The sequence below is a fragment of the Streptomyces antimicrobicus genome (assembly GCF_020532625.1).
GTDB classification, from domain to species: domain Bacteria; phylum Actinomycetota; class Actinomycetes; order Streptomycetales; family Streptomycetaceae; genus Streptomyces; species Streptomyces antimicrobicus.
In genome coordinates this window covers 14,922-39,652 of sequence record NZ_JAJAUY010000009.1, presented here as the reverse complement: position 1 = coordinate 39,652, position 24,731 = coordinate 14,922, and the positions used below count along the sequence as shown (strand labels likewise).

The 24,731-nt window shown below is 73.2% G+C and carries 28 protein-coding genes; 20 read left to right on the top strand and 8 right to left on the bottom strand.

Annotation, left to right across the window (positions count from 1 at the left end):
- The first annotated feature begins 98 nt into the window (after positions 1-98).
- From LG632_RS04030 to LG632_RS04020, 3 genes are all read left to right on the top strand, one after another.
- Entirely contained in the window at positions 99-731 is a 633-nt protein-coding gene (locus tag LG632_RS04030) for a hemerythrin domain-containing protein (protein ID WP_226725241.1), read from the top strand.
- Positions 728-1,219, top strand: coding sequence for an anthrone oxygenase family protein (locus LG632_RS04025; protein WP_226725239.1), 492 nt, complete (start codon positions 728-730; stop codon positions 1,217-1,219). The genes LG632_RS04030 and LG632_RS04025 overlap by 4 nt, the downstream gene beginning before the upstream one ends.
- A gap of 144 nt (positions 1,220-1,363) precedes the next feature.
- Positions 1,364-2,365, top strand: a complete 1,002-nt coding sequence (locus tag LG632_RS04020) for an AraC family transcriptional regulator (RefSeq protein ID WP_226725236.1) — start codon at positions 1,364-1,366, stop codon at positions 2,363-2,365.
- Between the two features lie 70 nt (positions 2,366-2,435).
- On the opposite strand, the gene LG632_RS04015 is transcribed toward LG632_RS04020, so the two are convergent.
- From LG632_RS04015 to LG632_RS03985, 7 genes are all read right to left on the bottom strand, one after another.
- Positions 2,436-2,909 (bottom strand): GNAT family N-acetyltransferase, encoded by a 474-nt coding sequence (locus tag LG632_RS04015; protein WP_226725234.1) that lies wholly within the window; start codon positions 2,907-2,909, stop codon positions 2,436-2,438.
- 9 nt (positions 2,910-2,918) lie between these two features.
- Complete coding sequence (locus tag LG632_RS04010; RefSeq protein WP_226725232.1) at positions 2,919-3,557, bottom strand: 4'-phosphopantetheinyl transferase family protein; 639 nt, start codon at positions 3,555-3,557, stop codon at positions 2,919-2,921.
- On the bottom strand, positions 3,554-4,408 hold the full coding sequence (locus LG632_RS04005; protein WP_226725230.1) for an alpha/beta fold hydrolase: 855 nt from the start codon (positions 4,406-4,408) through the stop codon (positions 3,554-3,556). Before LG632_RS04005 ends, LG632_RS04010 begins: the two co-directional genes overlap by 4 nt.
- Positions 4,405-4,878, bottom strand: a complete 474-nt coding sequence (locus LG632_RS04000; protein WP_226725229.1) for an SRPBCC family protein — start codon at positions 4,876-4,878, stop codon at positions 4,405-4,407. The genes LG632_RS04005 and LG632_RS04000 overlap by 4 nt, the downstream gene beginning before the upstream one ends.
- 90 nt (positions 4,879-4,968) lie before the next feature.
- A complete protein-coding gene (locus LG632_RS03995; RefSeq protein ID WP_226725227.1) occupies positions 4,969-6,492 on the bottom strand; it encodes an FAD-binding protein in 1,524 nt (507 codons plus the stop codon).
- A 37-nt stretch (positions 6,493-6,529) separates the two neighbouring features.
- Entirely contained in the window at positions 6,530-8,098 is a 1,569-nt protein-coding gene (locus LG632_RS03990; RefSeq protein WP_226725225.1) for a flavin-containing monooxygenase, read from the bottom strand.
- Positions 8,099-8,109: 11 nt separating this feature from the next.
- Entirely contained in the window at positions 8,110-9,006 is an 897-nt protein-coding gene (locus LG632_RS03985; protein ID WP_226725223.1) for a class I SAM-dependent methyltransferase, read from the bottom strand.
- A 252-nt stretch (positions 9,007-9,258) separates the two neighbouring features.
- Between LG632_RS03985 and LG632_RS03980 the strand changes: the two genes are divergently transcribed.
- From LG632_RS03980 to LG632_RS03960, 5 genes are all read left to right on the top strand, one after another.
- A complete protein-coding gene (locus LG632_RS03980) occupies positions 9,259-9,513 on the top strand; it encodes a hypothetical protein (RefSeq protein ID WP_219665194.1) in 255 nt (84 codons plus the stop codon).
- Positions 9,514-9,528: 15 nt separating this feature from the next.
- On the top strand, positions 9,529-10,515 hold the full coding sequence (locus LG632_RS03975; RefSeq protein WP_226725221.1) for a 3-oxoacyl-ACP synthase III family protein: 987 nt from the start codon (positions 9,529-9,531) through the stop codon (positions 10,513-10,515).
- A complete protein-coding gene (locus LG632_RS03970; RefSeq protein WP_226725220.1) occupies positions 10,512-11,264 on the top strand; it encodes an SDR family NAD(P)-dependent oxidoreductase in 753 nt (250 codons plus the stop codon). Before LG632_RS03975 ends, LG632_RS03970 begins: the two co-directional genes overlap by 4 nt.
- 206 nt (positions 11,265-11,470) lie before the next feature.
- Entirely contained in the window at positions 11,471-11,728 is a 258-nt protein-coding gene (locus LG632_RS03965; protein WP_226725218.1) for a hypothetical protein, read from the top strand.
- Positions 11,725-12,105 carry a PIN domain-containing protein gene (locus LG632_RS03960; protein ID WP_226725217.1) on the top strand — a complete coding sequence of 127 codons (381 nt, stop codon included), beginning with the start codon at positions 11,725-11,727 and terminating at the stop codon, positions 12,103-12,105. Before LG632_RS03965 ends, LG632_RS03960 begins: the two co-directional genes overlap by 4 nt.
- Positions 12,106-12,118: 13 nt before the next feature.
- On the opposite strand, the gene LG632_RS03955 is transcribed toward LG632_RS03960, so the two are convergent.
- Entirely contained in the window at positions 12,119-13,012 is an 894-nt protein-coding gene (locus tag LG632_RS03955; RefSeq protein ID WP_226725215.1) for an AfsR/SARP family transcriptional regulator, read from the bottom strand.
- A gap of 292 nt (positions 13,013-13,304) precedes the next feature.
- Between LG632_RS03955 and LG632_RS03950 the strand changes: the two genes are divergently transcribed.
- The 12 genes from LG632_RS03950 to LG632_RS03895 all read left to right on the top strand — a co-directional run bounded on the left by LG632_RS03950 (position 13,305) and on the right by LG632_RS03895 (position 24,555).
- The gene (locus tag LG632_RS03950; RefSeq protein ID WP_226725213.1) at positions 13,305-14,516 is read left to right on the top strand and encodes an aminotransferase class I/II-fold pyridoxal phosphate-dependent enzyme; all 1,212 of its coding nucleotides are present in this window, start codon (positions 13,305-13,307) and stop codon (positions 14,514-14,516) included.
- A gap of 50 nt (positions 14,517-14,566) precedes the next feature.
- Positions 14,567-15,820 (top strand): beta-ketoacyl-[acyl-carrier-protein] synthase family protein, encoded by a 1,254-nt coding sequence (locus LG632_RS03945; RefSeq protein WP_226725211.1) that lies wholly within the window; start codon positions 14,567-14,569, stop codon positions 15,818-15,820.
- The gene (locus LG632_RS03940; protein WP_226725209.1) at positions 15,817-16,659 is read left to right on the top strand and encodes a MaoC family dehydratase; all 843 of its coding nucleotides are present in this window, start codon (positions 15,817-15,819) and stop codon (positions 16,657-16,659) included. Before LG632_RS03945 ends, LG632_RS03940 begins: the two co-directional genes overlap by 4 nt.
- A complete protein-coding gene (locus LG632_RS03935) occupies positions 16,659-18,239 on the top strand; it encodes an AMP-binding protein (protein ID WP_226725207.1) in 1,581 nt (526 codons plus the stop codon). The genes LG632_RS03940 and LG632_RS03935 overlap by 1 nt, the downstream gene beginning before the upstream one ends.
- Positions 18,236-18,490, top strand: coding sequence for an acyl carrier protein (locus tag LG632_RS03930; RefSeq protein WP_226725205.1), 255 nt, complete (start codon positions 18,236-18,238; stop codon positions 18,488-18,490). Before LG632_RS03935 ends, LG632_RS03930 begins: the two co-directional genes overlap by 4 nt.
- Before the next feature lie 57 nt (positions 18,491-18,547).
- Positions 18,548-19,609 (top strand): hypothetical protein, encoded by a 1,062-nt coding sequence (locus tag LG632_RS03925; RefSeq protein ID WP_226725203.1) that lies wholly within the window; start codon positions 18,548-18,550, stop codon positions 19,607-19,609.
- A complete protein-coding gene (gene trpA, locus LG632_RS03920) occupies positions 19,602-20,432 on the top strand; it encodes a tryptophan synthase subunit alpha (protein ID WP_226725201.1) in 831 nt (276 codons plus the stop codon). The genes LG632_RS03925 and trpA overlap by 8 nt, the downstream gene beginning before the upstream one ends.
- Positions 20,433-20,515: 83 nt before the next feature.
- Entirely contained in the window at positions 20,516-20,890 is a 375-nt protein-coding gene (locus LG632_RS03915; protein ID WP_226725198.1) for an ectoine synthase, read from the top strand.
- Between the two features lie 86 nt (positions 20,891-20,976).
- A complete protein-coding gene (locus LG632_RS03910; RefSeq protein ID WP_226725196.1) occupies positions 20,977-22,122 on the top strand; it encodes an acyl-CoA dehydrogenase family protein in 1,146 nt (381 codons plus the stop codon).
- Positions 22,119-22,931 carry a phosphoribosylanthranilate isomerase gene (gene trpF, locus LG632_RS03905; protein WP_226725195.1) on the top strand — a complete coding sequence of 271 codons (813 nt, stop codon included), beginning with the start codon at positions 22,119-22,121 and terminating at the stop codon, positions 22,929-22,931. The genes LG632_RS03910 and trpF overlap by 4 nt, the downstream gene beginning before the upstream one ends.
- Positions 22,928-23,644: an indole-3-glycerol-phosphate synthase gene (locus tag LG632_RS03900; RefSeq protein WP_226725194.1), complete on the top strand. Its 717-nt coding sequence runs from the start codon at positions 22,928-22,930 to the stop codon at positions 23,642-23,644. The genes trpF and LG632_RS03900 overlap by 4 nt, the downstream gene beginning before the upstream one ends.
- Entirely contained in the window at positions 23,641-24,555 is a 915-nt protein-coding gene (locus LG632_RS03895) for an alpha/beta hydrolase (protein WP_226725192.1), read from the top strand. Before LG632_RS03900 ends, LG632_RS03895 begins: the two co-directional genes overlap by 4 nt.
- Positions 24,556-24,731: the final 176 nt, after the last annotated feature.

Here is a 24,731-nt window from a genome sequence, read left to right as displayed (position 1 = left end):
CCCCGGTCCGGCCGGGCGGCGACTCTGGTACGGCCGCCGCCCGCCGGGCCCCGGGGACGGGTCACCCGGGACCGACCACGCACCGCAAGGAGGCCCCGATGCCCGAGCCGACCTTCTCCAGCGAACACGGACTGGCCGCACTGCCGGCCCACTTCCACGGCTTCGCCCTGATGCACATCGCGATGCGCCGCGACGCGGCCCGGCTGCGGGCGGCGGCAGCCTCCTGGAAGGGCGGCGGCGCCGAGTGGTGGCAGCGGCTGCGCGAGGTGATCGAATGGCACCACACCAGCGAGGACGACGTCCTGTGGCCCGGACTGCGGGCCCGTGACGCCGACTTCGACGCGCAGGCGCGGGAGCTGCACGAGGACCACGAGGAGCTGGACGCGGCCATGCGGGCGGTGTCCACCGCGGTCGCCCGCGGCGGGGACGGGCTGGTGCGCGCCGCCGCCGACTTCGAGACGGTCCTGCGCGACCACCTCGCCGCCGAGGAGCGGGTCGTCTTCCCCGTGTTCGACCGGCTCGGGGAGCGGGCGTACCTGGCGGAGGAGCGCAAGCTCATCGGGACCGCGCCGCGGCGCGTGATCACCTACCTCCAGCCGTGGATGTTCGACGGCGCGCCGCGCGCCTCGGTCGCGTACGTCTCGGCGACCATTCCGCCGCCGGTCCGGCTGGTCGGATCGACGCTGCTGCGCCGGCGCTACGAGCGCACGCTGAAGGGAATCCTGACGTGACCAGTACGACCACCCAGTCCGCGACCCTGGTGGCGGCGACCGTCGGCACCGGGCTGATGGCCGGGCTGTACTTCGCGTTCGACATCTCGGTGATGCCGGGGCTCGGCCGCGGGGACGACCACACGTACGTCACGGCCATGCGGAACATCAACGAGGCCATCGACAACGGGCTGTTCGGGCTGCTGTTCCTCGGGGCGTTCCTCGCCACCGGGGTGGCGGCCGCCCAGCAGCAGCGCGGTGGCCGGCCCGACGCGGCGCGCTGGGGCTGGCTGGCGTTCGCGCTGTACGGGCTGTCGCTGCTGGTGACCGCGATCGTCAACATCCCGCTGAACAACCAGCTGGCCCGGGCGGGAGCGGACCTGTCCGCGGCCCGGTCCCGCTTCGGCGGCCGCTGGACGACGTACAACGTGGTGCGCACGCTGGCCTGTACGGCGGCCCTGACGGCGCTCGGCCGCGCCCTGACCCTGCACGGGCGCGGTTCGGCCTGATCGGCCGCCGGGCCGCTGCCGTGCGGCACCCTGCTCGACCCCCGTGAACGGCGCCCGCTCTCTCTTCCGTCCCCCGCGGGAGAGCGGGCGCTCCACGTGTTTCCCCGTGTTTCCCCGTGCTCCTCGGGGAGGGAGGATGGACCGGTGGACACCTTGACCGGACTGCTCGAAGGGCCCAAGGCCCGCGGCGCGTTCCTGCTGAAGTCCGTCTTCAATCCGCCGTGGTCGCTGCGGGTCGAGGACCGGGCGCCGCTGTCGGTGGTGACGATGGTGCACGGCCAGGCGTGGCTGCTGCCCGACGAGGGCGCGCCGGTGCTCGTCCGGCCCGGGGACGTGGCGGTGGTCCGCGGCCCGGACGCGTACACGGTGGCGGACTCCCCCGGCACGCCCGTGCAGATCCGGGTCGGGCCCGAGCAGCGGTGCAGCACCGAGGACGGCGAGGACGTCACCGAGACCATGTCGCTGGGCGTGCGCACCTGGGGGGATCCGCTCCAGGACGCCGGTTCGGCGGTGATGCTCAGCGGCACCTACCAGGCGCCGAGCGAGATCGGCCGCCGGCTGCTGAGCGCCCTGCCCACCTTGCTGGTCCGCCCGGCGGAGGCGGCGGACCACACCCTGATCACCCTGCTGACGGCGGAGATCGGCAAGGACGAGCCGGGTCAGGAGATCGTCCTGGACCGGCTGCTGGACCTGCTGCTGATCGGGGTGCTGCGCGCCTGGCTGGCCGCCCCGGGCAGCGGCGCGCCCATGTGGTACCGCGCCCAGAGCGACCCCGTGGTCGGCCCGGCCCTGCGGCTGCTGCACGAGAACCCGGCCCACGGCTGGACGGTGGAGGAGCTCGCGCTCAAGGTCGGTGTCTCGCGCGCCTCCCTGGCCCGCCGCTTCACCGAGGTGGTGGGCGAGCCGCCCGTGGCGTACCTGACGGGCTGGCGGCTGACCCTGGCGGCCGACCTGCTGCGCGAGCCGGACGCCACGGTCGCCACGGTGGCCCGCCGCGTCGGCTACAGCTCGGCGTTCGCCCTGTCCACGGCGTTCAAACGGGTCCGCGGCGTCAGCCCCCAGGACTTCCGCAACGGCACCCCCCGCCCACCCGCTCCCGACCCGGCCACCCCGTCCCCCCGAACGGTGGTCCTGCCGGCGCCGTGAGGGACACCTTCGGGGCCGGGCGGCGGCGTGCGGGCCCGTCGGCCGGGACGTCGGGGCCTCGACCGGCCGGTCAGCGCGGGGTGAGGTCGCGGACGCCGACCGGTTCGTCGGTCACCATCTCGCCGGTGCGGGTGAAGCCCAGGGAGGCGTAGAAGGGTTCCGGGGTGTGGGGGCCCGTGTGCCAGGTGACGTAGGCCTTCGGGGTGCCGCGGCGGCGGAGTTCCGCGCAGACCGCTTCGACGGCGAAGGTGCCGTAGCCCTTGCCCTGGTGGGCCGCGTCGATGTTCAGGCGCCACAGGCCCGAGCGGACGTCGGACGGATCGTCGTTCCAGCGGTGGTCCAGGAACGCCATCACGAAGCCGACCACCTCCTCGCCGGCGACGATCGCGCGCGGCCAGGCCATGTCGGGGTGGACGTAGGCCTCGGCGAGCGACTTCACGACCGGGGAGACCAGGTGTGCCTGGTCGGGGCGGACGGAAACGGCTTGGACGGCCTCGAAGTTGGCGGCGGTGACCGGCTCCAGGCGCAGATGTGGCGTGCTCATGGCGGCACTCTAACCGCGGGCCACCGCCGTGATCACCAGGGTTTCCGTGGCCAGCCAGCGGCCCTCGTAGACCGGGTCGACCGGCGGCGACGGCAGGTGGAGGGTCGCGGTGAAGGTGCCGGCCGGGGAGAGGGCGAGGGTGGCGTCGCGAAAGCCCAGCCAGGTGCCCGTCGCCGGGTACCACGCCTTGTACACCGCTTCCTTGGCCGAGAAGAACACCCGCTCCCAGGGCGTGTCCGGGTCCGCCGACGCCAGGGCGCGCAGGTGCGCGCGTTCCGGCTCCGAGGTGATCAGCCCGAGGACGCCGGGCGGGAGCGGGCCCGCCGGTTCCGCGTCGATGCCCAGGGCCGCGACCGTGTCCGCCGGGGCGGCGACCGCCGCGCGGTAGCCGTCGCAGTGGGTGATGCTGCCGACCACGCCGGCCGGCCACTGCGGGGCGCCGCCCGGGCCGGGCAGCAGCGGTGCCGGCGCGCGGCCCAGGGCCGCCAGACAGCGCCGGGCGCAGGCGCGGGCCGTCGCGAACTGCCGTCGGCGGCGCGCCCGGCGGCCCTCCATCAAGGCGGCCTCGGCGGGGAACAGCGGGGCGGGCGCCGCGTCGTCGAAGGCTTCCGACGACGTGACGCCCGGCGGCAGGAGCCGTTCGATCATCGTCCGCGCGCGGTCAGCTCGGCCACGGCCGAGACCGCGAGCAGGGGGCGTTCCAGCGGCAGCATGTGACCGGTGTCCGGTACAACCTCGAAGCGGGCGGCGGGCAGCACGTCCGCCAGGGTCTCGGCCAGCGCGACGTCGATCACCTTGTCCTGGTCCCCGTGGAGCACGACCGCGGGCACCCGGACCGACGCCAGCGCCGCGCGGACGTCCCAGCCGCGGGTGCAGCGGAAGTAGTCCGCCCGGATCCGGGGCGGCGTGGCCGCGAAGAGCTGGCGGTTCAGCTCCCGGGCCCAGCGGTCGGCCCGCTTGCCCATGGTGTTGGCGGCCAGCAGCTTGCGGCCGAGGGCCGGGCGGGACAGCGCCCAGCTGAAGAAGCCGCTGCCCATCATCTTGACCTCGCTGTCCGGGGTGTCCTGGCCGTGCGCCGCCGTGCCGAGCAGGACCAGGCCGCGCAGCCGCGCGGCCTCGGGGTGCGCGGCCGCGTACGTCAGCGCGGTGAAGCCGCCGCCCGAGTGGCCGACGACGACCGCCTCGCGCGCCTGCGTCTCCCCGAGGACGGCCGCCAGGTCCGCGGCGAGCCGCTCCGGCGCGACCGGGGTGCGGCCGAGCGTGGAGGCGCCGTGACCGCGCAGGTCGTACAGGACGACCCGGTGCCCGGCCCGGATCAGGCGGTCGGCGACGGTGCCCCAGGCGCGGCGCGAGTGCGCCCAGCCGTGCACCAGGACCACGTCGGCCGCCGGGGCGGTCCCGGCGAGCGGGGCCAGGACGGTGACGGCGAGGTCGGCGCCGTCGTCCGTACGGACGGTCAGCTCCCGGGTGGTGCGGACCGGGTCCGCGGCCGTGGTCATGCCGCGACCCCCGCGAGGTGCCGGTTCAGCGACGCGAAGGCGGCCAGGGTGCCGCGCGAGTGCTCCGCGCCGAGGTCGGCCACCTTCGACAGCAGCTTCAGCCAGCCGTGCGGGCGGGCCGTGAAGTGCATGGCCAGCCGGGTGCGCCCGTCGGCCAGCGGCTCCAGCGTGAACGTGCTGGGCCCGCGGAAGACCCCGTCCACGTACGCGATGTCCAGCCGGCGGCCGGGCTGGACGGCCGTGGTGCGCGCGGTGAAGCGCAGCTTCAGGCCGCCGTTGTCGACGCCCTTGGTGTGCACCGTGACCGCGACCTCACCGCCGACCGCGTCGGGGGAGCCGGAGACGGTGGCGAAGGTGTTGTGCGGGACCCACCACTGCTTGGCACCGCGGAACTCGGTGATCAGCGCGTCCCAGACGGCGGCCGCCGGGGCGTCGATCACCGCCTCGTCGATCAGGTCGTACGGGGTCATGGGCGAAGCCTCCAGAGAAAAGAGGGCGGCGGGGGCGGGGTCCCTCGTCCCCGTCCCCGCCGCCGGGACTCACGCGTCCGGTCGGGGCTGTCAGGTGAAGATGCCCTGGCCGGGGGTGAAGATGTTGGTCGGGTCGTACTTCTTCTTGGCGTAGGCGAACGCCGCCCAGCGGTTGCCGTAGTGGGCCTTCCAGTCCGCCTGGGTCATGTTCGGGATGGAGCCCACCAGGTAGCGCTTGGCGCCCATGGACACCGCGATGTCGTACAGGCGGCGGTTCTGGTCGAGCATGGCCTGGACGCCGGTGTCGCCGGGGTTGGGGAAGCGGAGCAGGTCGAAGAGGTAACCGACCGACTCGGCCGGCTGCACTGCCAGCGGGCGCCTGATCTTCGAGGTGTAGTACGGGTAGAAGAGCAGGAAGCCCCCGCCGAGGGAGTCCGCGGTCAGCTCCCGCTCGACCAGCTGCATGAAGGTCTTCGTCTTCGACGCCGGCAGGAACATGCTCAGCCACGGCTTGGGTGTGTACCAGTGGCCCGAGGACTTCAGGTACGCCTCGTACGCGTCCAGCCGGAACATGTAGTCGCGGAACGTCACGTCCTCGATCACCGCGTCCGACCGTACGTCGCGCAGGCCGGCCAGCAGCCGGTCGCGGTCCGGCGCGGTGGTGTCGTAGGTGGCGCCGACCTCCATCTTGTAGCGCCAGCCCGAGCCGTCGGGCTTCTGCAGCATCTCGCCCGCGTGGACCTGGAAGCGGCCCTCCGCCATGACCTTCTCGGAGTCCGCGAGGTACGTCTCCAGGTCGGCGTAGAAGAGGCTGAAGACGACCGCCCGCTTGGGCGCCGGGACCAGCTTGACGTTGACCCGGACGATGATGCCGACCTGGCCGGCGCCCGCGAGGGCCGCGTTGAACAGGTCCGCCCGCAGCCACGGGGTGGCCGTGACGAGCTTGCCGTCGGCGGTGACGATGTCGATGGCCTGCACGGTGTCGACCATCAGGCCGTGCTTCTGCACGGTGCCGCCGATCCCGCCGACCGACAGGGTGCCGCCGATGGAGATGTACAGGTAGTCCGGCAGCGCCGGCGGCGTCTTGCCCAGCGCGAGGGTGGCGTCGGTCAGCTGGCCCCAGGTCACGCCGGCCTCGACCACCGCGTAGTCGTTGCCGATGGAGAGGATCTTGGAGATGCCCTTGGCGTCGATGGAGATGCCGCCGGGCACCCGGGCCTGCCCGTACACCGAGTGCGACTCGAGGTCGGTGCCGGTGCCGCCCTGGCCGTTGACCGCCACCTTGATCCCGTTGACCCGGGCGTAGTTGACGATCGTGACGATGTCCTGGACGCAGCCGGGCCGCAGGACCGCCCACGGCTTGGCGTTGTCGAAGAAGTGACCGAAGTCGTGGCTGAACGCGCTCACCGTGGCGTCGGACGTCTCCAGGGTGCCGACCAGGTTGGGCACCGGAACGACGTCCCGCTTGCCGGCCTCGGCGGCCGTGGCCCAGGTCTGGTCGACGGCGTTCCAGCCGACCACGGCGACGGCGGCGGCCGCCGCGCCGCGCAGCAGACCGCGTCGCGAGGGCTGCGTGGCGGTGTCACCGGCGGTGGTTCTCGGGGTAGAGCTCATCTGCGTGCGTCTCCCAATTCCCATGGCGTACGTCGTCCTACTGGTGAGCGGCCGGCTCGGCCGTGCGCACCCGCGAGGCGAGCTGGTACTCGCTCAGGTCGAAGCGCTTGGTGGCCCGGCGGAAGCGCCAGGTGTACGTCGGCCAGATCGACGGGTTGCGCCCGCTGGCGTCGAGGTACCAGCTGTTGCAGTTGCCGGCGTTCCACACCGTGCCGTCGAGCTTGGCGTCCAGGGCCTTGTTCCAGGCGTCCTGCGCCTCGCGGCGCACCTCCACGCTGGCCAGGCCCCGCTTGTCCATCTGCTTCAGCGCGTCCAGCACGTACTGGATCTGCGCCTCGATCATCACCACCTGCGAGGAGTGGCCCAAGGTGGTGTTCGGGCCGAGCAGCATGAACAGGTTCGGGAAGCCGGCGACGGTCGTGCCGCGGTGCGCGGCCATCCCGTTGCCGTCCTTCCAGGCCTCGCGCAGCGCGATCCCGTCCCGGCCCCAGATCCGGCGCGCGACGGGCCGGTCGGTGGCCTGGAAGCCGGTGCCGAGGATGATCGTGTCGACCTCCCGCTCGGTGCCGTCCTCCGTGACGATCGAGTGGGCCCGGACCTCGGCGATCCCGTCGGTGACGAGGTCCACGTTGGGCTGCTGGATCGCCGGGTACCAGGTGTTGGAGAACAGCAGCCGCTTGCAGGCCATCACGTAGTCGGGCGTGAGCCTGGCCCGCAGGGCCTCGTCCGGGACCGACTTCTTCAGGTGGTCCGAGGCCATCTTCTGCATCTTGCCGGCGACCTTCGGGCGGGCCATGACGAAGGCCAGGATCTCCCGGCCCCACATGTTGAAGTTCCGCCGGAAGTTCTGGTAGCCGGGCAGCGAGCGCAGCAGCTTCGCCTGCAGCGGGGTGGTCGGCTTGTCGTTCTTCGGGCCGATCCACGGGGGCGTGCGCTGGTACAGGTCCAGCCGGCCGACCTGCGGCTGGATCTGCGGGACGAACTGGATGGCGCTGGCGCCCGTACCGATGACGGCGACGTTGCGGCCGGTCAGGTCGTGGTCGTGGTCCCAGCGCGAGGAGTGGAAGACCTTGCCCTCGAAGGAGGTGATGCCCTTGATGTCGGGCACGGCCGGCTCGCTCAGGTAGCCGGTGCCCGTCACCAGGACCTGGGCGGTGTACTCGCCCTGCGAGGTCTCGATGCGCCAGTGGCGCTCGCCCTCGTCCCAGCGGGCGGCGAGGAGCTCGTGGCCGAAGCGGATGTGCGGGCGCACGCCGAAGCGGTCGGCCGTCTCGCGCAGGTAGGCGTAGAGCTCGTCGCGCTTGCCGAAGGTGGACTTCCAGTTCGGGTTCTGGGCGAACGAGAAGGAGTACAGGTGGGACATGACGTCGCACGCACACCCCGGATAGCTGTTGTCGCGCCAGGTGCCGCCGACCTCGTCGGCCCGTTCGAACACCAGGAAGTCCTCGATGCCCGACTGCAGCAGCCGGACGGCGGTGCCCAGGCCCGAGAAGCCGGTGCCGATGACCGCGACCCGCAGGTGGCGGGTCGGGCCGCGGCCGCCGGGGGCCGGCTCGGTGGCCGGACGCGCCCCGCCGTCCGTGGCCGGCTCGAGAATGCTCGTCACGTCGGCCTCCCTCAGCGGCGCGTGATGGTGACGCGGAAGTTGTTGAAGAACTTGTCCTCGAGCGTGTAGGCGAAGATGTCCAGGTAGCGCTCGAAGCGGGACACGACCTCCTCGCCCTCCATGGCGACGGCCTCGTCGCGGCGCTCGGCGAGCAGCACCAGCCAGGCACGGCAGGCCATGGCGAAGGACTCGCGCTCGTTGACGATCTCGTCGATCTCGAACAGGCCCTCGGCGGCGGCGCTCAGCTCGCTCAGGTGCGGGATGTGGCAGCCCTCGAACTCGGAGCGCTGCAGGAACTTCAGGTCGTCGAGCAGCGCGCGGTTCATCGGCAGCGCCTCGGCGGTCATGGTGTGCAGGACGAACTTGGCACCGGGGTTGAGGGCGTTCGCGACCTGCTGGAAGAAGAAGCGGTAGCGCTTGGTGCGCTCCTTCGGCGGCAGGTTGGAGGAGACGAAGTGCTCCAGGGCGTTGATGCAGAACGCGGCGTCGTACTTCTCCGACTCGTCGGCGACCTTGTAGTCCGCCCAGCTCTGCACCAGCGTGGTGATCCGCGGGTTGCCCAGGCCGTCGATGAAGGCCTCCTGGGTGCGGGACAGGGTCAGGCCCACCCCGGCCTCGGCGCCGTGGACGGTGGTGAGGCGGTTGAGCATGGTGCCCCAGCCGCAGCCGATGTCCAGCACGCGCTTGGCGCCGCCGGCCCGCACGTTCGCGAGCTCCGCGAACTTGTCCAGCTTGCGCTCCTGGGCCTCGTCGAGGGTGGCGACGAGGTCCTCGCCCTCCTCCCAGTAGCCGCCGGAGTACATCATCGTGGGGCCCAGCAGCAGCCGGTAGAAGTCGTTGCTGACCTCGTAGTGGTGCCTGATCGCGTCGACCTCGGGGTCCACCGACTTGGGGGCGACCGTTGTCATCCTGTGGTCCTCATTTCCTGTCCGGCTCGGGCAGTGCCGTGATGTGGCGGTTCGGGTGCCGTGGTGAATTCGCGTCCGAGGAAACCGGATGCCCCGCAAGGCAGGCGCAAGACGCGGGGAATTCCCCGCGGCGGCCCGGCGGGGGCCCGGCCGGGATCCGTCTTGCGCCTTCCTTGCGGGGGCGGGGATTTCATCGCTTCGGAAAACACGTCACGCACCGCCGAGTTGTACTGCCGAGAGAGGACCGACCCCATGTCGCTGCCCACCATCGAAGAACTGGCGAGCCAGCTTGAGGCCGTTTCGGGTGCCGCGGAGGTCAGCCCCGACGCCCCGCTCCAGCACATCGCGGACGTCGACTCGCTGGACCTGATGGAGTGGCTGTACGGCTTCCAGAACCAGTACCCGCACATTCCGGCCGACGAGTCCCTCTTCGCCGACCTCGACGACACGACCACGCTGCGCGACGTGTACGCGAAGATCGTCGAGCTCGTCCCGGCGCAGGCGTAAGGCGGGGCCAGCCACGTGACCGGCTTCGACATCACCGGGTGGGGCATGTCCGTACCCGAGCGCATCGTCACCAGTGCGGAACTCGCGGAGCGTTTCGGCGTGGACGAGCACTGGGTCGTCAGCCGCTGCGGCATCCGTGAGCGGCGAGCGGTGGACCCGGGGCAGACCACCGCCTCCCTGGCCGTCGAGGCCGGCCGGCGCGCGCTGGACAAGGCGGGCCTGACCGGCGCCGACATCGCCCACCTCATCGTCGCGACCGCCACGCCCGAGCAGCCGTCGCCGGCGACGTCCGCGTTCGTCCACCACGAGCTCGGCATCGCCGGCAGCGCGCACGACGTGAACTCCGAGTGCGCGGGCTTCGTCTACGGGCTCGTCTCGGCGATGGCGCTGATCGCCATCGACCCGCGGCCGATCCTGCTGATCGGCTCCGACACCCACACCCTGACGGCCAACCCGGCCGACCGGGACCTGTCCATCCTGGTCGGCGACGGCGCGGGCGCGGTCGTGCTCCAGCCGGGCGCCGAGAACCGGGTCAAGGCCTGGAACCTGGGCGCGGACGGCTCCTGCACCGGCTCCCTGAAGGTGCTGGCCGGCGGCAGCCGGATGCCGACCACCCAGGAGACCCTGGACGCCGGACTGCACTACGCGCAGATCAACGGCAACGAGATCTACCTCAACGCCGTCCGCTACACCGTCCGCACGGTGCGCGAGACGCTGGAGAACGCGAAGGTGGCGGCGGCCGAGGTCGACCACGTCGTCCCCCACCAGGCCAACATCCGCATCATCAACTCGATCGTGTCGCACACCGGGCTGCGGCCCGAGGCACTGATCACCAACCTCCAGAAGTACGGCAACACCGCCTCGGCGTCGATCCCGATCGCGCTGACCGAGGCCCTGGAGGAGGGCCGTATCAAGGCGGGCGACAAGGTCCTGCTGGCCGGCTTCGGCGCCGGCATGACATGGGGTTCGATCCTGATGGAGTGGGGCGGTGTCGCGGCATGAGCAAGAACGTTGCGGGTGAGCGCCCGCAGTCCCCGGTGGCGCTCGTCACGGGCGCCTCGGGGGGCCTGGGCCAGGCCCTCGCCCTGGAGCTGGACGCGCTCGGCTGCCGGGTCGCCGTCCACTACAACAGCTCGCGGGACGCGGCGCTGGCCGTCCAGGAGAAGCTGACGAACGACTCGGTGCTGGTCACCGGCGACGTCGGCTCCTGGGAGGCCACGCAGAAGCTGTACGAGGAGATCTCCACCGCGCTCGGCCCGGTGGACGTGCTGGTCAACAACGGGGCGATCCGCAAGGACAGCCTGATGGCCATGCAGAACCCCGCCGACTGGGCGCAGGTCGTCCAGACCAACCTGATCGGCTCCTTCCACACCGCCCGGGTGTCCGTGCCCGCGATGCTGCGCAAGCGGTGGGGCCGGGTGATCAACGTGGTGTCCCCGTCCGGGATCATCGCGACCGCGGGCCAGACGGCGTACTCCGCGTCCAAGGCCGGCCTGATCGGCTTCACCCGGACGCTGGCCGCCGAGTGCGGCCGGCGCGGGGTGACCGTGAACGCCCTCTCCCCGGGCTTCATGATCACCGGCATGACGCAGGACCTGCCGGACCGGGTCAAGGAGGGCATGGAGGACAAGGCCCCGATCCCGCGGTTCGTCACGGTCGAGGAGGTCGCGCGCAGCGTGGGGCTGTTCCTGGACCAGGACTGCATGACCGGCCAGGTCGTCAGCATCGACTCGGGCGTCTCCATCACCTGATCCCCACCGCCCGTGCCTCTCCCCCACCCGGCCCCGGCCGCCCCCTTCCCCCCGGGGCGGCCGGGGCCACGGGCGTGCCTGGGGGGCAAGGCGGGGGGGCGGGGCGGGGGTCGGGGGCGGGCCGGGGGTCCGGATGTTCACCCGTCCGAGTGATACGTACCCGTACCCGTACCCCCTAGGCTGGGTCACTGGGAAGGAGCACCGCCGTGCCTGACGCGAACATCCGGATCTCCGAAGAGGCCAGGGACCGGCTCGCCGCCGTAGCCGCTGCCGAGGGGATGTCGCTGCGGGCCTACCTGTCCCGGCTGGCGGAGTCGCTGCTCACGCCGGCCGAGCGGGCGGAGCGTGCCCAGCGGGCCCGGGAGCTCCTGAAGGCGTGGAACGGGTACGACCCGACGCCGAGCGAAGAGGAAGAGCTCGACCGCGAGCTGAACCGGCGGATCGCGAAGGCGATGGGCCGGTGACCGATCCACTGCACATCGTCCTCGACGAGACCGCCCTGGCCGCGGCGGGCACGGGAAACGCGAACGCCTCCCGGCTGATCCACCGGGCACACACCCAGCCCGGCTGGTTCCTCTACGCGCCGGCCTGCGCGCTCGTCGAGGCCGGCCGGGCCCGCCCGGGCACGGCGGAGCACCTGGCCGCGCTGCCCGGGCTGACCCTCCTCGACCTCGATCTGCCCGCCGTCCTGGCGGTGGCCCGGCAGGACTCGTGGGCCCTGGCCCACACGCTGCACGCGGCCCAGCCGAGCCCCGACCGTCCGGACGGCGCGTTCGTCGCCACGACGGAACCCAAGCGCTGGGCGGGCGAACCGGTCCGCGTCCTGGACCTGAACCCCTGACGGGAGCCGGGGCTTACGCCACCCGGCGGTGCGTGGTGCACCCGTGGTCCGACAAGGAGCACGGCTGCGGGGCCGCGGCGCGGTCGACCTCGAACATGCCCATCAGGACCGGGTCGACGTACGTGAACGGGCGCGGGCCCCGGTCGCGGCGGGGCTCCGGCGTGCGCAGCAGTTCCAGGTAGGCCGCCTCCGTCTCCGGGGCCGGGTCGATGCCCAGCTCCTCGGCCAGGACCTCCCGCAGCTGCTGGTAGCTGCGCAGGGCCTCCGCACGGTTGCCGGCCCGGGTGTGGGCCGCCATCCGGCAGCGGTAGGCGCTCTCCCTGAACGGCGCCCGGCGCACCGCCTCCTCCGCGTAGCGCAGCGCGTGGTGCTCGTCGCCCAGGGCGGAGGAGGACAGGCTCGCCGTCTCCAGGGCCTTCAGGCGCAGCTCCTCCAGCTGCTCGCGCATGGCCGTCACCCACTCGCCCTCGTGCGAGGGCAGGAACGAGCCGCGCAGGTTCGACACCGCCCCGGCGGCCAGCTGCTGCGCCACCGCGTACGCGCCCTCCGCGTACGCCTCCGACGCCTCCGCCACCGCCGTCTCGGCGCACTCCACGTCCACGGCCGCGTCCTGCGGCAGTCGCAGCACGTAGCGTCCGCCCTGTGCCACCAGCGGGGTGACCCCCGGCTGGTCCTGCGGGGTCGTCACGAACGTACGCACCCGGCTCACCACACTGCGCAGCGCCGAGGCCCAGGTGTCCGGCAGCCCCTCGGGCCACACGGTTTCGGCCAGCTGGTCGCGGTCCGTGCCCGTGGCCCGCTCGATGAGCAGACGGGCGAAGGCCACCTGTGCCTGGGCGCTGGAGAGGTGCTGCGGCGGAGCTCCGTCCGGCTCGATCGTGACAAGACCTACGAGTCTGATCAGCACTATGCACTCTCCGAAAACGGTCGGCTTCCGGCCGTGTCCCCCTAGTTCGTGCGGTTTCGAAGATACCGGCGCCGGTTCTTCACGTGTCAACGGCCGGCCGCCGCCGCGACCTCGTATTCGAGCCGGAATCCATCAACACACTTGCCCCGCACCGGACTTCCTCTTGCGCCGCTATTGCGCCCTCCGAGCCTTAATGGAATTCCGCTAGAGCCCGGCCGGAAGAACGGCGGGGCGCCGATGGAGTTCCGGGTCCGCCGGACGTCCGGTCGACGAGTCGATGGAGGAGAAGCTCGTGAACACATCCGCTGCCTGGGCCCGCCTGGAGCCGAAGCTCGCCTACTTCCGCAACCGGGTCGCCCAGCTGGAGTACGAGCCGGCCCGCAAGAACAGCTTCGTGGCGTACACCGCCGAACGCGACTCGGCCTACGCCGACCAGGACGGCCAGCGGCTGCTGATGATGTCCGGCTACAGCTACCTCGGCCTCGCCGGCGACGAGCGGGTCGTCTCCGCCGCCAAGGCCGCCGTCGACCGCTACGGCACCGGCAACCACGGCGTCCGGGCGCTGGCCGGCAGCACCCCGCTGCACGAGGAACTGGAGGCCGAGGTCGCCAAGTTCGCCGGCCGCGAGCAGGCCATCGTCTTCGGCTCCGGATACGCCGCCAACACCGGCGTCATCGGCGGTCTCGTCGGCCCCGGCGACACCGTCTTCATCGACAAGTACGACCACGCCAGCATCGTCGACGGCTGCAAGCTCTCCGGCGCGAGCGTCGTCCGCTTCCGCCACAACGACGTCGCCCACCTGGAGCGCCGCCTGGCCTCCACCCCCGACACCGGGGTACGGCTGGTCATCGTCGACTCCGTCTACTCCATGGACGGCGACATCGCCCCGCTGGTGGAGCTGCGCAAGGTCTGCGACGCGCACAACGCGCTGCTGATGGTCGACGAGGCCCACGCCCTCGGCGTCATCGGCGCGACCGGCCGCGGCATCGAGGAGCACTTCGACTACGAGGTGAAGGTCGACGTCAAGGTCGGCACCCTCTCCAAGGGCATCCCGTCCATGGGCGGCTGGGTCGCCGGCCCCGCCGAGCTCATCCACCACCTGAAGTACGCCTCCCGGCCCTTCCTCTTCTCCGCCGCCCTCGGCCCGGCCCAGGCCGCCGCCGCCCTGGAGTCCCTGCGGATCCTGCAGCGCGAGCCGTGGCGGGTGGAGTTCATCCAGCGCGAGTCCGAGCGCTTCCGCGGGCTGCTGCACGCCGCCGGGATCTCCACCGTCGACAGCGAGACCGCCGTCGTCCCGGTCATCGCCGGCTCCGACGACGCCGCGTACGACTTCGCCACCCTCTCCCGCAAGCACGGTGTGATCGGCCTGCCGGTGGTCACCCCGGCCGTGCCCAACGACCTGGCCCGGCTGCGGATCGCCATCACCGCCCGGCACACCGAGGCCGACATCGACTTCGCCGCCGACGCCTTCATCAAGGCCGCCCGCGAGACCGGGATCATCTGACCCCGCCGACGGACCGCTGGACCACCCGATCCACCACCCGAGGAGCAGACATGCCTGGAGCGTCCAGGGGCAGTTCGGCGCGGCCGCCCGTCGCCATCACCGGCATGGGCGTGGTCACCCCCGGCGGGTGCACCCCGGACGAGCTGTGGCGCACGCTGCACGCCGGCCGTTCCACCGCGGCCGAGCTCACCCACATCGACCTCAGCCGGCACCGCGTACGCATCGGCTGCCGGGTCAGGGGCCTGGAGGCCGTCGCCGGTCTCGTCCCGCCCAAGGAAGCCCGGCGGATGGACCCCTTCGCCCACTACGGCACCGCCGCCGCGCTCGCCGCCCACCGGGACGCCGGCTCCCCGGCGGCCGAGGCCGGGCGGACCGCGATCGTCGTCGGCAATGCCGTCGGCGGCCGGGCCACCAGCGACCTGGAGTCGGCGCACTTCACCACCGGCGGACCCGCCAAGGTCAACCCGCTGATGCCGCTGATGACCATGCCCAACGCGGCCGCCGCCCAGATCGCCATGCGGCTGGGCTGGACCGGACCCGCCCTGACCCTGGCCAACACCTGCGCCTCCGGCGCCGACGCCATCGGGCACGCCCTGCTGCTGCTCCAGACCGGCCGCGCCGACCTCGTCATCGCCGGCGGCTGCGAGCACACCCTCACCCCGGTCACCCTGGCCGGCTTCGGCAACCTCAGCGCCGTCAGCTTCCGCAACGACGACCCCGAGCACGCCTCGCGCCCCTTCGACGTGGACCGCGACGGGTTCGTGATGGGCGAGGGCGCCGGATTCGTCGTCCTGGAACGCCTCGACGACGCCCGGGCCCGTGGCGCCCGCCCCTACGGACTGGTCGCCGGGTACGCCGCCACCGCCGACGCCCACCACCTGGCGATGCCGCTGCCCGACGGCGCGGGCGCCGCCGCCGCCATGGCCGGCGCGATCGCCGACGCCGGCCTCGCCCCCGAGGACATCGTGCACGTCAACGCGCACGGCACCTCCACCCCCTACAACGACCGGTCCGAGGCCGCCGCCCTCACCAAGGTGTTCGGCAGCGCACAGCCGCCGGTCACCGCGCCGAAGTCCGTCATCGGCCACCTCATCGGTGCCGCCGGCGCCGTCGAACTCGTCGCCACCGTGCAGGCCATGCGGCACTGCGAGGTGCCGCCCACCGCCAACCACGAACAGCTGGAGCCAGGAATGGACATCGACGTCGTCCACGGCGCGCCGCGCGCCGTGCGATCGGGACCCGCCCTCACGAACTCCTTCGGGTTCGGCGGCCACAACGCCTCCGTGGTGGTGACGCCGGTATGACGCTGACGACGCTGCCCGCCCCGGTCCGCACGGTGACCGTGACCGAGCCCGAGATCACCGACTACCGGGGCGCCGCCCGCCGGGGCCTGCCCACCGCGCGGCCCGGCCAGGCCTCACCCGTCCACACCTTCGTCCTCGCGCACACCGTCGCCGAGCGGACCGTCGCCGAGCTGACCGCGGCCGAACCGGGCCCGGTGTCCGTGGTCCACCTCGGCCAGGACATCCGCACCCAGCGGCCGGTCCGCCCCGGCGAGGAGGTCACCGTACGGCTCGACGTCCTCGGCATCCGCAAGGAGCCGCGCGGCGCCCGGATCGCCCTGCGGGTCGGGCTGACCGGTGAGGACGGCCCGGAGCCGTTCGCCGAGCTGGTCATCTCCGCCCTGCTGGTCGGCGCCACGCGCCTGGAACCCTTCGGCGACATCGCCGGCGGCCCGGCCGCGCCCGCCCCGGTCGGTGCCGGCGCGCCGCAGACGGCCGTGCACCAGCTGACCACCGACTGGATCAGCACGTACGCCCACGCCTCCGGCGACCTCAACCCCATCCACCTGGACGCCGAGGCCGCCCGCGGGGCCGGCTTCGAGACGGTCATCGCGCACGGCATGAGCGTCGTCGCCCTCGCCGTCGAGGAGGCCGTGGACCGGTTCGCCGACGGCGACTCCGCCCGGGTCCGCGGGCTCGGCTGCCGGTTCTCCGCGCCCGTGCCGCCGGACGTCCCGCTGGAGATCGGCCTCCAGCCCGACGCCGACGCCCGCGTGGTCCGCTTCACCTGCAAGACGCCCCGGGGCGCCGCGGTGAAGTCCGGCTGGATCGAGCTCGCCGCCCCCGCCGGGGGTGCGTGATGACCTCCGGGACCGCGGGGACCGCGCCGACCTCGGGGACCGCCCTGCCGGGGGCCGGGCTCGGGCTGGTGGCCGGCTTCCTCACCCAGGTGCGTGACCGGCCGCACGCGGTGGCCCTGCTCTTCAACGGGGAGGAGACCACCTACCGGGAGCTGTACGAGCTGGCCGGCGAGGAACGCGACCGGCTGGCCCGGCTGGAGCTGGCGCCCGGGGAACCCGTGGGCGTCCTCGCCGACAAGTCGCCCGACGCGGTGGCGCTGGTCCTGGCCTGCCTGCTGGCCCGCAGGCCGGTGATGCTGCCCTCGCCGGCACTGGCCGACACCCTGCTCGCGGACCTCTTCGCACAGGCCGGATGCCGGTACGTGCTCGCCCCCGGCGGCGCGCCCGGCCGGGTCGGGCCCAATCCCGAGGTGGCGGCGCAGCCGCTGCCCGAGGACGAGGCCGCCGAGGTGGCGTTCCTGCTCACCACCTCCGGATCGACCAGCCTGCCGAAGATCGTCCCGCTCGGCCGGGACGCCGTGGACCGGTTCACCGAATGGGCCGGGCCGGCGTTCGAGATCGGACCGGACCGGACCGTCCTCAACTACGCGCCGCTCAACTTCGACCTCTGCCTGCTCGACGTGTGGACCACGCTGGCCCGCGGCGGCCGGGTCGTCCTGGTCGACCCGGCGCTGGCCGCCCACGGCCGGCACCTGGTGGACCTGGTCACCCGGCACGACGTCCACGTCGTCCAGGCCGTGCCCATGGCCTTCGGACTGCTCCAGGACGCCGCCACCAAGACCGGCGCCACCTTCCCCGGGGTCGAGCACGTGATGTTCACCGGGGACGCCGTCCCCGACCGTACGTTCGCCGTCCTGCCCACGCTCTTCCCCAAGGCCCGCATCCACAACATCTACGGCTGCACCGAGACCAACGACAGCTTCGTCCACGAGGTCGACACGTCCGCGACCAGCTTCCCGCCCGTGCCCATCGGGCGCCCGCTGCCCGGCGTCGAGGCCCTGCTGCTCGATCCCGACACGGGCACGCTCGTCGAGGGACCCGGCAGCGGCGAACTCTTCGTCTCCACCCCGTTCCAGAGCCGCGGCTACCTCGACCGCACCCGGCACGCCGAGAAGTTCACCGGGCACCCGCTCGGGCTGGACGACCGCCGCTGGTTCCGCACCGGCGACCTGGTCCGGCGCGACGGCGCCGGCACCCTGCACCTGACCGGTCGCACCGACTTCCAGGTCAAGGTGCGCGGGGTGGCGGTCAACACCGCCGAGATCGAACGGGTCCTGCAGGACCACCCCGACGTGCTGGAGGCCGGCGTCGCCGCCGTGCCCGACCCGATCGCCGGCAAGAAGCTCGTCGCCGGCGTCCGCCGGGTCCCCGGCTCGGACCTCACCGTCCTGGCCCTGCGCGGGCACTGCGCCCGCCACCTGCCCCGGGCCGCCGTGCCCACCCAGCTCACGCTCACCGAGGCGCCGCTGCCGAAGACGGCCACCGGAAAGGTCGACCGCAAGGCGCTCGACCGCCTCGAACCGCTCGCTCCCGCCCCTGCGCCCACGCCCGCGCCCGTCACCGAAGGAAGCCCGTCATGAGCCACGTCGACACCATCAAGACCTTCGTCATCGCCGAGTTCCTGCCCGGCACCGCGCCCGCCGAGCTCGCCGCCGACCACGACCTGCTCAACGACGGCGTCATCGACTCCCTCGGCGTGCTCAAGCTCATCGCCTGGGTCGAGGACCGCTTCGAGGTCGCCGTCGGCGACGCCGACCTCGACCCGAACAACTTCCGCAGCGTCGAGGCCATCGACGCCTTCATCGCCGGGGCGCGGCCGGCGGCGGCGTAACCGCCCGCCGCCGCACCGCCGCACCGGACCGCAACGAGGAAGAGACGGAGAACGACCGTGCATGACGCACTCACCGGTCTGCTCCAGCAGCAGGCCCCGGTCGGGCGCGGGACCTGGCGGTCCTGGTGGGACCAGCTCGGCGACAACCGGCTCGACAAGGCCGAGGTGCTCGCCCTGCTGGCCTCCCTGACCAGCCGGCTCCCCGACCACCACACCCTGCGCCACCTGCTGGACTCGCTCGCCGAGCGCCGTACGCCGCACCCGGCGGGCGCCGGCTGGCAGGGCACCGTGAACGTCGTCGGCACCGGCGGCGGACCCCGGACCTTCAACATCTCCACCGCCTCGGCGTTCGTCGCCGCGGCCACCGGGGTCAAGGTGGTCAAGACCGGCTCCCGCGCCTACACCAGCTCCCTGGGCTCGGTGGACCTGCTGGAGCGGCTCGGCGTCCGGCTCACCTCGTCCTACGCCCAGACCGAGGACACCCTCGACGCCCACGGGATCGCCTTCGCCGGGCCGTTCGTCTACCCGGTGCAGCTGACCCGGCTGGCGCGGACGGTGGCCCCGACCGGGCTCAAGCCCTTCGGCCGCTTCCTCAACGCCCTCGGGCCGTTCCTGGCCGACCTGCCGGTGACCGCGCAGGTCACCGGGGTGTCCGCGGCGGCGCCGCTGGAGACCCTGCGGGAGCTGGCCGGTTCCACCGAGGGGCGGCGGATCTGGCTCGTCTCCAACGACACCGGAGCGGACGAGCTGCTGCCGTTCGCCGTCAACACCGTCCACGGGGAGCGGGGCCTGACCCGGATCGTCCGGCCCGGGGAGCTGACCCCCGGCGACGGGTCCTTCGCGGACCTGCGGCCGGCCGCCGATCCGGGCGCGGCGGTGGACCAATTCCGCTCGGTGCTGGCCGGTGCGGCCGGCGCCGTGGCCACCCGCACGGTGTGCCTGGGCGCCGCCGCCCTGGCGGTGGCGGCCGGCACCCGCCGGGACTGGCTCTCGGCGGTCGCCGAGGCCGAGGAGGCCGTCCGCTCCGGCGCCGCCCTGGCCCTGGCGGACCGCCTGGCGGCCGCCACCAGGGCCGGGGACCGGGCCGGGGCCCGGGACCTGGAGGTGGCCCGTGTCTAGCCCGGTCGGGGCGGTGGCGCCCGCGCCCTTCTTCCCCGCCCGCCGCCCCGGCGGCGCCCCCGGGCTGGCCCTGTTCCTCAATGCCGGGGACCCGCCGCTGCCCGTGCTGCGGGAGCTGGTGGCGATGCTGGACGAGGAGGGCGTGGACTGCCTCGAACTGGCCGTCCCGTTCCCCGACTCCGTCACCGACGGCCCCACCGTACGGCGCTCCGCCCGCCGGGCCCTGGACCGGGGCGGGGTCGACCTGGACGACGTACTGGCCTTCCTGGCCGACGTACGGCCGCACCTCAAGCGCACCCGGATCGCCCTGCTCGCCGACTGGAGGTACTCCCTGGGGCACCGGGACCTGGCCGCCGCCACCCGCGACATCGCCGCGGCCGGGGCGGACGGACTCCTCGTCCACGCGCTGCCGCCGCGGCTGCGCGAGGAACACCTGGGATCGGCGGCGGAGGCCGGCCTTCCCGTGGTGACCACCTGCTACTCCGACAGCCCGCCCGCGACCCGGGCCGAGGCCGCCGCACGGGCCTCCGCCTACCTCTACCTCGTCGCCCACTACGGACGCAGCGGGACCGCCCCGGCCGCCGGCCATGCCGCGCTGGCACGGACGGTCACCGAGCTCCGGGCGCACACGACCGCCCCGATCGCCGTCGGCTTCGGGGTCAGCACACGGCAGCACGTGGAGGCCGTCGGCGCCAGCGGCGCCGACGCCGCGATCATCGGCTCCGCCGCCGTCGCCGCCGTCGAGGCGGCCCAGGAAGCGGGGCGCGACGTGACCGAGGCCTTCCGCGCGTTCGTCCGATCGGTACGTCCCGAACAGCCCTGACCCGGCCGGACCCGTCGACCGACCGGCCGGCCGGGAGAGCAAGCGCACCCACCCCTCATCACACCTCACACCGGGAGACCGCCATGATCGTTCGTGACATCGAGTCCGTGAAGACCGTCGAGTGGGGCAACGGCGTCAGCCGCCGCTTCCTGCTGGCCGAGGACGGCCTCGGCTACACCCTCACCGACACCATCGTCGCGGCCGGCACCAAGTCCCGGCTGGAGTACGTCAACCACCTCGAGGCCTGCTACTGCATCGCCGGCTCCGGCGAGGTCATCGAGCTCGACGGCACCTCGCACGAGATCGTCCCGGGCCGCCTGTACGCGCTCGACCAGCACGACGCCCACTTCCTCGTCGCCAGCCCGCACGAGGACCTCCGCCTGGTCTGCGTCTTCTCGCCGGCCCTGCGCGGGGACGAGGTCCACAACCTCGACGCCGCCCGCTCGTCGGCGTACTGACCGGCGTAGCGCGCACCCCGGCGCACCGGCCGTACGGCGAACGGCACCCACGCATTGATCCGATCACCGACTCAAAGGGGTCCACCGTGATCCGTTGGAACACCGACCAGGCAGAGCTGCGCGAGGGCCTGGAGCGGTGGGGAGACGCACTCAGCGCAGACCACCTCGAACTCGACGAGCGCTCCGCCTTCTCGGAGGACAAGTGGAGGCTCGTCCAGAAGACCGGAATCCTGGCACTGCCCTTCGACGAGGCGTACGGAGGACTCGGGCAGTCGCTGCTCACCACGATGTACGTGCTGGAAGGACTCGGCGAGTACAACCGGGACGCGGGACTGAGCTTCTCGATCACCACGTCCATGTGCTCGACCGGCATCCCGCTCCAGCAGTTCGGCACCGCGGAGCAGAAGGAGCGCTGGCTCCCGCTGATCTGCTCGGGCGAGGCGATCGGGGCGCACGCGATCACCGAGGCCGAGGGCGGTTCGGACGCGATGGCGATGGCGACCCGGGCGGTCCGGGACGGCGACGACTTCGTCATCAACGGCAGCAAGGTCTTCGTCAGCAACGGGCCGGTCGCGGACGTGATCGTCGTCTACGCCCGCACCCACCCGGACGGCGGACCGCTGGGGACGACGGCGTTCCTGGTGGACGGCACGACCCCGGGGCTGACCCGCGGCAAGCCCATCAAGAAGATGGGCCTGCGGACCTCGCCGCTGAGCGAGCTCTTCCTCGACGACGTACGGGTGCCGAAGTCTGCGGTGCTCGGGCGGGTCGGGGGCGGGTTCATGGTGCTGGACCACGTGATGAAGCGGGAGATCCTCTTCTCCTTCATCGTCAACGTGGGGGAGATGCAGCACCGGCTGGACCGTTGTGTCGACTACGCGAGGACCCGCAAGTCCTTCGGGAAGGCGATCGGTTCGTACCAGACGATCGCCAACAAGATCGTGGACACGAAGATCCAGCTGGAGACCTCCCGCAAGTGGCTCTACGACACGGGCGAGAAGCTGGAGGCCGGCGAGAACGTCACCGTCGACCTCGCCATCTCCAAGCTCGTCACGAGCGAGAGCAACCTGGCCACGAGCCTGACCGCCGTACAGATCTTCGGCGGGCACGGCTACATGGCCGAGTTCGGACTGGAGCAGGACGTGCGCAACGCCGTCGGCGGCACCATCTACTCCGGCACGAACGAGATCCAGTACAACCGCATCGCCTCGATGCTGGGGCTCGGCAAATGAGTTCCCGGCACCTGCTGAAGGTCTGCGGGGCCACCACCCCGCAGGACGTCGAGGCCGCGGCGGCCGCCGGGGCGGACTGCGTCGGGCTCTGGCACGGCGTACCCGGCGGCCCCCGCGAACTGGACCCGGACGGGCTCGCCGCCCTCGCGGCGGCGGCCCGTTCCACCGGACTCCTCCCGGTGTGGGTCACCTTCCTCGCCGACCCCGCCGCGCTCGTGGCGACCGCCCGGGCCGCCGGGGCCGGCTGGATCCAGCTCCACGCCTACCAACCGCCGGCGGTCGTACGGGCGCTGCGCGAGGCGCTGCCGGCGTCGGTGGGCCTGGTCAAGGTGCTGCACGTCGCGCCGGGTGGCGCCGGATGCGTCGAACGCCCCCTGATCGGGGCGTACGCCCGGGCCGGCACCGACCTGTTCCTGCTGGACACCGCCACCGAGGACGGCCGGATCGGCAGCACCGGCCGCACCCTGGACCAGGCCGACGTCACCGCCCTGCTGCCCCGGCTGCCCCGGCCGTTCCTGCTGGCCGGGGGCCTGACCCCGGCCAACCGGCCGGCGTACGAGGAGGTCGTGGCACACCCCGGCTTCCGCGGGGTCGACGTCGACACGGCGGCGCGGGACCGCGTCACCGGGGCCTTCGGCGTCCCGGAGATCGCCGCGCTGGCGCGCGCCTGGCGCCATGCCGGTCCTGCCGGTCGCGGCCTCGGCCTGGGCCCCGTCCCCGTCGCCGTCCCCGGTCCCGGCTCCCGTCCCGGTCCCCGCTCCGACACATCCCAGACCCGCCGCATCCGCGAGATGGAGCCGTCGTCATGACCACCCGTACGAAGGTCTCGTTCCTGGACGCCCTGCTGGCGTCGCCCACCCCGGTGGTGATGGAGGTGAAGCGGCGCGACTCCTACGGCTACGACCTGCTGGGCGGGCGGACCCCGGCCGCGATCGTGGCCGCGTACGAGACGGCGGGCGCGCCGTGCATCTCGGTGGTGACCGGCCGGTGGTTCGGCGGGTCGCCGGCGCTGCTGCGGGACGTCGCGGCGATGACGGACCTGCCGCTGCTGCAGAAGGACTTCATCACGCGGAAGGACCAGATCCGCACGGCGAAGGAGCTGGGCGCGTCGGCGGTGCTGCTGACGGCGGCGCTGCTGCCGGACACCAGCATGCGGACGCTGGTGACGGAATGCCTGCTGGCCGGGCTGACCCCGTTCGTGGAGGTGACCTCGGAGGCCGAGCTGGCGCTGGTGCCGCACGCCTCGCAGTGCGTGATCGCGGTCAACAACAAGGACATCAAGACGCGGGAGCGGGGCGCCGGCGACCTGGGCCGCAGCCTCGACCTGCTGCCGGCGGTCCGGGCGACGGGCACGCCCTGCCCGGTGAGCGCGAGCGGCATCGACGGCCCGGCGACGGCGGCGGACCTGCTGGACGCCGGCTTCGGCGGCCTGCTGGTGGGGACGTCGCTGCTGCGGACCGGCTCGCCGGTGGCGTGGGTGGACGCGGTGTCCGCAGCGCGGAAGGGGCTGGCGGTCCGATGAGCGTCACACTGCACGCGCGGGGTGCCGCCGAGCGGGCGCCCGGGGCTCCGGGCGCCGAGGTCCGTCCGTACGAGATCGACGCGGGCGGGGTCACGCTGTCCGGGCTGCTGGCCGAGCCGGCGGGGGGCCCGGCCCGCTGCACGATCCTGGCGGTGCACGGCCGCGGGATGCGGGCGGCGTACTGGAACGCGTTCGTCCCGCTCGCCACCGCCCTCGGCCACGCCGTGCTCGCCGTGGACCGCCCGGGCTACGGCGCCTCGGCCGAGGCACTGCCGCAGGGCCTGACCTTGTCCGAGCAGGCCGACACCTTGCACGCGGCCCTGAAGGAACACGCCCGGACGCACGACATCGGCGCGGGCGTGTTCCTCCTCGGCCACTCGGACGGCGGCAAGGTCGCCCTGCACACGGCGGCCGAGGACAGCGCGGTCCCGCTGCTGGGCCTGGACACCTCGGGCACCGGCTACCTCTACCACCCCGAGGCCCTGCACTTCCCCTCCACGTTGGGCGGCGGCGCCACCCGGCTCAACTGGGGCCCGCTGAACCTCTATCCGCGCGGCACCTTCCAGGCGAGCCGCGCCCTGCTGGCGCCGACCCCGCCGCGCGAAGCGGCGGAGACGATCCACTGGCCGACCCAGTTCGAGGCCCTGGCCCCGCACGTGCGCGTCCCCGTCCGGCTGACCTTCGCCGCACACGAACGGTGGTGGCGGCTGGACCCCGCCACCCTGCACGCGATGACCACCCGCCTGAGCGCGGCCCCGACCACGGCGGTCGCCCACCTCCCGGGAGCCGGCCACAACATCTCCCTGGGCCTGACCGCCGCGGCGTACCACCTGCGGGTCCTGACGTTCCTGGAGGAATGCCTGCTCACCGCCGAGGGCGGCCAGGGTCCGTCGCTCCGGTCGGCGTCGTGAGAGGTCGTGCCGGGTCCGCGACGCCGTCCAGGCCGTGGAGCGGGGTGCCGTGGCGCAGCACCCGGTCGTCGCCGGTCCGGACGGGGCGGCCGTGCGCACGTACCCCGGTGTCCGGGCGCGGGCGCCGGCGGGTGGGCGTGGCTCACCCGAACGGGAACAGCCGTCCGCCCCCCGCG